We start from the raw sequence: 5,256 nt of genomic DNA on the forward strand, positions 1-5,256 counted from the left end.
TTTATTTGATTTTTCCCATGCCCAAGGGGATTTAACTATGCCAATAAATAAAAAAACAGAGTAGTTTGAAAAAAGTTGTTTAACCTTTTTTGAACTACTCTTAAAATTTTTATCTCCAATTTTCATTACGTTTTTTTAAAAAAATGAGATTAATTTATTAAATGAAAATCATTTAATTTCTTAGCTAAATATTTATCCAGCTTATCCTTTGGATAAACACCCGTAACCTTCTCTTTAGCAACCCCGTCTTTAAACAGCACCAAGCTAGGAATACTCATCACCTTGTATTTCATTGCAATCTCTTGGTCTTCATCCACGTTAAATTTTACAAACTTGATTTGTTGCCCATATCCTTGTTCCAGTTGGTCCAACACTGGTTCCATCATTTTACATGGCGCACACCATGGCGCCCAAAAATCAATCAGCGTCATCGTCCCCTGACTCGTTTCAGCAAAATTTGTTTTCGTTGCAATTACTGCCATATTAATTTTCACCTCGCTTCACTCCGCTACGGACCCAGTGAATTATAAATGTCAAAATAAACATCACCACAATAAATATTCCAAATGCCGTTGAAGAAATCTCAATATCAATCATCGGAATGGTTAGGAATAATTTGATCGCAATTAATGCAATCAGTAAGTAAGCCATCGGTTCCAGTTCTGGAATTTTAAGCATTAAGCGCATGATAACCTCAGCGACCCCACGCATCCCCAATATTCCAATCAGACCACCAATCAACACAATCACCGGATTACTCGAGATTGCTAGCGACGCTAACACCGAATCGATTGAAAAGACAATATCCATTACTTCAATTTGGACCACTACCGACCAAAAAAGTGACAATCCTCTTTTTTTCGGCATCCGAATTATTTTGGTTGGTCGTTTGCCAATCACTTTATGATAGAAAAAGCGCCCGGACAAATAGGCTAGGTAAGCTGCCCCCACCACTTTAATCGCCCAAAAATTGATTAAGTAGGTGCCGATGCCAATAATTAAAAAACGAAAAATGTAGGCACCCCAGATGCCATAAAACAGAGATTTTTCTTGTTGTTTCTTATCTGGTAGTGCCCGGGTCTGGGCTGCCAACACGATTGCGTTGTCCACTGATAACAAACATTCGATCATTACCAATGAAAAAATAATCAACCAATCATTCCCCGATTCAATGACAGTTGCCCAATTATGCAAATCAAAAAAAGGACCATACAATTTAGCTAAAAGTGCCACTCAAATTCCTCCGTTAACAAGTTCAACACAACTATTTATCAAAAAACCATTCTACTACAAATTATTAAAATAGGGCGGTTCTGGTGCATAAATTTTTATTTTTGTTTGCTCAAAGGGTACGATTAATTTTAACTCAGCTGCGTGGAGCAACATTTTTTCATTACCAGCCATTGAATATAGTGGATCACCGATGATCGGATGCCCGATTGCCGCCAAATGAACGCGCAATTGATGCGTTCTGCCTGTCGCCAGCTCCAGTCTCACCAGTGTGCGGTCTCCAGTTTGTTTGAGGACCTGGTACATTGTCAACGCAGACTGTGCTTTTACACCGGCTACCTTTCTTTTTCGTTTGTCAGCCGGATCATACCCGATCGGTAACTCGATTTTGCCCGCATCTTGATCAAATACTCCGCTGACCCAGGCCACATAGCTGCGGGCAATTTGCTTGCTACTAATTAAGCGGTCTAAAATAGGGACAACAATCGGATTTTTGGCAACAATCACAGCACCACTCGTCTGCTGGTCAATTCGATGAACCATGTATGGTGCAGCGCGGCTTTTGGCGAGATAACCAGCGACGAAATTCAGCAACGTTCCCGTTTCAAAAGGCTGATTTGGGTGCGTTTTGATCCCCGCTGGTTTATTAACCACGAGCAAGTTTTCATTTTCAAACAAAATTTTAATTACCCGCGAATTATCCATCAAATAACGGGATTCGCTGGTTCTAAAATCACTGGCTAAAAAACGCATACTAATTTTGTCTGTCGCCTTAACCATAAAATTCATCGGTAAATAGTTTTGATTGACCATTACATCTTGCCGTAAGCGCAAAAAATGGACTATTCGATGTGGCAACAGCCACTGCTGTTCTAGTAAATTACGCAAACTATTCGTTTCAAAATCATTTGGTAATTGATACGTTAACTGCCAAGTTGTCACTGCCACACCTGCTTTCCATTTAATTGAAGGGAGCGTCTGCCATGTTAATTATACTAATCAGCCTATTTACATTAGGTGCGCTCGTTTTATTCACAATCCGTCACCGGCCATTCTTACAACTCACAGGCTATTTAAGCGTTGTCCTTCTTTATTTACTAGCAAACATTGGTTTAATCATCGTTTGGCCAGTTGCTATCCTCATTCTTACGTTAGCCACAGCTTGGTTACTCAGCTGGCTGGTACTCGCTTGGCGACAATTAGTGCGTTACACGCCCCAAATTGTCGCTAGATTGAGTTTAAAATTTAAAATAATTCTGGCACTAACAGCTGCCCTTTTACTCGCCAGCATTACCGTCAACGGTTTAGTAGCTGTTACCAACCTCCAATTACCTGTGTTAATCAGTTGGCTGGCGGCAGTGCCAATCTACTTTATTTTGTCATTAATAGCTTACTATCTGAATTCCTGGCTGTTGGCAACTCGCAATCAAAATACAGCTAGCACGCCCATTTTGCTTGTTTTAGGTGCTGGCTTAATTGATGGTTCCCATCATCCTGGTCACGAGCTCCAGCGCCGCTTGAATAAAGCAATCGAGCTGAACCAAGCTCATACAAAAACCATCGTTGTTGCCGGCGGACAAGGTCTTGATGAACAGCAATCAGAAGCAGCTGCCATGCAAGATTATTTGCTTAACCACGGCATTTCACCCAGCCAAATTATTTTAGAAACACAATCACGCAACACGTGGCAAAACTTGGTTAACAGTCAACAAATTATACTGCACCATTTCCAACAACAGCAAGTGACGGTACTTTCTAATCAGTACCACTTGTTGCGTGTCTGTCTATACGCCCAAAAATTAAATTTTCAGGTGTTAGCGCTGGGTGTCAATAATCAATCGAAGGTCTTTAAAAGTTCCTCAATACGTGAATGGATTGGAATCGTGCTTTTGCATCCCCTTCGCCATTGCCTGTACGCCATTATCTGCGCCTCTATTACTACATTTTTAGTTTAAACTATTCACTGTTAACTCATCTTTGACTGAATAAATTTTCGGTTTGGTCCAATCTAACATTGCGGGTGTTAATTGCAATTTGGTAATTTCACCACGATTATATGATTGAAAATAATAACTACGACTTTCAGCCACGGTCGCTGCCCGGTACACCGAAAATGTTTGCTGATGAGCAGAATTACGAGGCACACTGACGCTTTCTAATAAGTGCCAACTAGAAATAATAGCTGATTGCTCATCTTCAGGCTGATCCGCACGTTCCTTAAAGTAAGCTGCGCGGATAAAGCGAGCACCCGGCGAATATGACCCAGGTGGAATTGCTTTCCCAGATAAATTTCCAGTCGTTACCTTGGGAGTATTGAGCGCCACCTTGCCCGCTTCAAATTCCGCGGTAAAGTTAACGTATTTTTCTAATCGGGCGAGCTGTCGTTCAAAATGTGGACTATTGGTTACAACACCGAGCGGATTTTCTATAATTCTCATCGGATTTTGGGTTGGTTCAATCACCACAATTCGTCCAGTCGGATCAACTAATGAAAAATGAAGTTCTGGTTTACCATATTTCCAGTCACTAAACTTTTCCGACATCAGTTCTACTTCGGGCAAGTGGTGCTCAATGTCTAGCACAGATTTAAAATTGCCGAGGACCCAAAAGACAAATTCAAACGGCGCTAGCTGTGTTTTAGTCGTATCGCGTTCATCCACCAACTGAGCTCCGTTAGCAAATGTCAGTTTTTGCGCACACAAGCCAAACTCATTAACCCCATCTGAAACATCGATGCGACCATTTTTCATGCTTCCTCCACCAATTAACGCATACTTATTGTGGTGTGTTCGATGATCAAAGACCGTTTGCCACTCAAAATTTCGTGGCACAAACAACGGTGAATTTTCTAGTGTGGGCCAATCCATCGTGCGTGATAAGACATGCACACCATTTTTAGCAATTTGTAAAATGCTAGTACACATTGCTGTATCCCCCTTAATCTTAGTAGTTTGAATTAAACTTAGCACATATTTTTTTCAAAAGCACCTAATTGCCTCTCATTCAGCTTTACAGACGCGATCAGAAAGTGTTTACTGTAGTTATTATCTGTTAATAAGGAGCAATATTGTGCTTAAATCTCAATCAATTAATAAACGTAACCAATGGATTCGCGTTCATCAACCTGATGACAGTGACCTTAAACAGCTCGTCAATAATTTTGAAGTGACCACCGAAATGTTGAATTATGCCATTGATCCCGATGAACGCGCCCGGGTGGAGTCTGACCAGGCGGCTGATATTACTTTGCTTATTTTTGACGTTTTCATTGCCGATATGAATAGTTCTAAGCCACAAACAGCACCAGTTGGAATTATGTTTACAGCTAATAATTTAATCACGTTTACTAATAATGAAACAGCGTTTGTCAACGATTTAATCAGTCAGCAAATTGACCGTAAGGATCGCGATGTCGAACAAGCGGAGCGAATTGATATTATTTTGCCAGTTTTGTATCAACTATCAACTGCTTATTTTGCACCGATTCGTGCTGCCGACCGTGAGCGCATTAAAATCCAACAATCACTGGAAAAACGAACAGAACGGGCGGCGATTGCTTCATTCATGAACTTGGAAACCGGTTTGGTTTACGTCGTCACTTCACTCAATACTGATGCTTCACTACTACAAGAGTTACGCCGGCGAACCACCAGCTTGTCACAGGCTCAAATTGAAATGCTGGATGACGTCATCATTGAAGCAAAGCAAGGCCTCGAGATGGCCCAAACGGCTTCAGATGTGATTGAACGAGTATCCAACGCGTATTCCAAAGTACTAGATAGCAATTTGAACAATACCATGCGTTTTTTAACGGTTTATTCAATTATTTTGACCGTACCCGCCATTGTTTTTGGTTTTTTTGGACAAAACGTGCATCTCCCATTTGCCAAGTCGCCAATTGGCTGGGAACTAACGATCATCGTAACGTTAATTTTGACTCTACTCACTACCTGGTTTTTACTTGGTCGTGGTTTTAGGAACAAGTAACCCTAGCATGTCATTTAAATAAACGTGTGCGCCGACCGC

At 41.0% G+C, this 5,256-nt stretch carries 6 protein-coding genes; 2 read left to right on the forward strand and 4 right to left on the reverse strand.

Features of this window, described 5'->3' with window-relative positions; genetic code table 11:
* Window positions 1-149 precede the first annotated feature (149 nt).
* From trxA to WDC_RS08785, 3 genes are read right to left on the reverse strand one after another with little or no spacing between them, the layout of a single operon-like run.
* Complete coding sequence (gene trxA, locus WDC_RS08775; RefSeq protein WP_044011492.1) at window positions 150-482, reverse strand: thioredoxin; 333 nt, start codon at window positions 480-482, stop codon at window positions 150-152.
* Window position 483: 1 nt separating this feature from the next.
* Window positions 484-1,233, reverse strand: coding sequence for a TerC family protein (locus WDC_RS08780; protein WP_044011488.1), 750 nt, complete (start codon window positions 1,231-1,233; stop codon window positions 484-486).
* Between the two features lie 54 nt (window positions 1,234-1,287).
* Entirely contained in the window at window positions 1,288-2,172 is an 885-nt protein-coding gene (locus WDC_RS08785; RefSeq protein ID WP_044011493.1) for an RluA family pseudouridine synthase, read from the reverse strand.
* 41 nt (window positions 2,173-2,213) lie between these two features.
* Here WDC_RS08785 and WDC_RS08790 point away from each other — a divergent pair, with 41 nt between their 5' ends.
* Entirely contained in the window at window positions 2,214-3,185 is a 972-nt protein-coding gene (locus tag WDC_RS08790; protein ID WP_044011489.1) for a YdcF family protein, read from the forward strand.
* Here the strand turns inward: WDC_RS08790 and WDC_RS08795 are convergent.
* Complete coding sequence (locus tag WDC_RS08795) at window positions 3,177-4,154, reverse strand: choloylglycine hydrolase family protein (protein ID WP_044011490.1); 978 nt, start codon at window positions 4,152-4,154, stop codon at window positions 3,177-3,179. The two genes, WDC_RS08790 and WDC_RS08795, sit on opposite strands and share 9 nt — an antisense overlap.
* A 145-nt stretch (window positions 4,155-4,299) precedes the next feature.
* Here WDC_RS08795 and WDC_RS08800 point away from each other — a divergent pair, with 145 nt between their 5' ends.
* Window positions 4,300-5,217, forward strand: coding sequence for a magnesium transporter CorA family protein (locus WDC_RS08800; RefSeq protein WP_044011491.1), 918 nt, complete (start codon window positions 4,300-4,302; stop codon window positions 5,215-5,217).
* Window positions 5,218-5,256: the final 39 nt, after the last annotated feature.

The sequence above is a fragment of the Paucilactobacillus wasatchensis genome, assembly GCF_000876205.1.
Lineage (GTDB): Bacteria > Bacillota > Bacilli > Lactobacillales > Lactobacillaceae > Paucilactobacillus > Paucilactobacillus wasatchensis.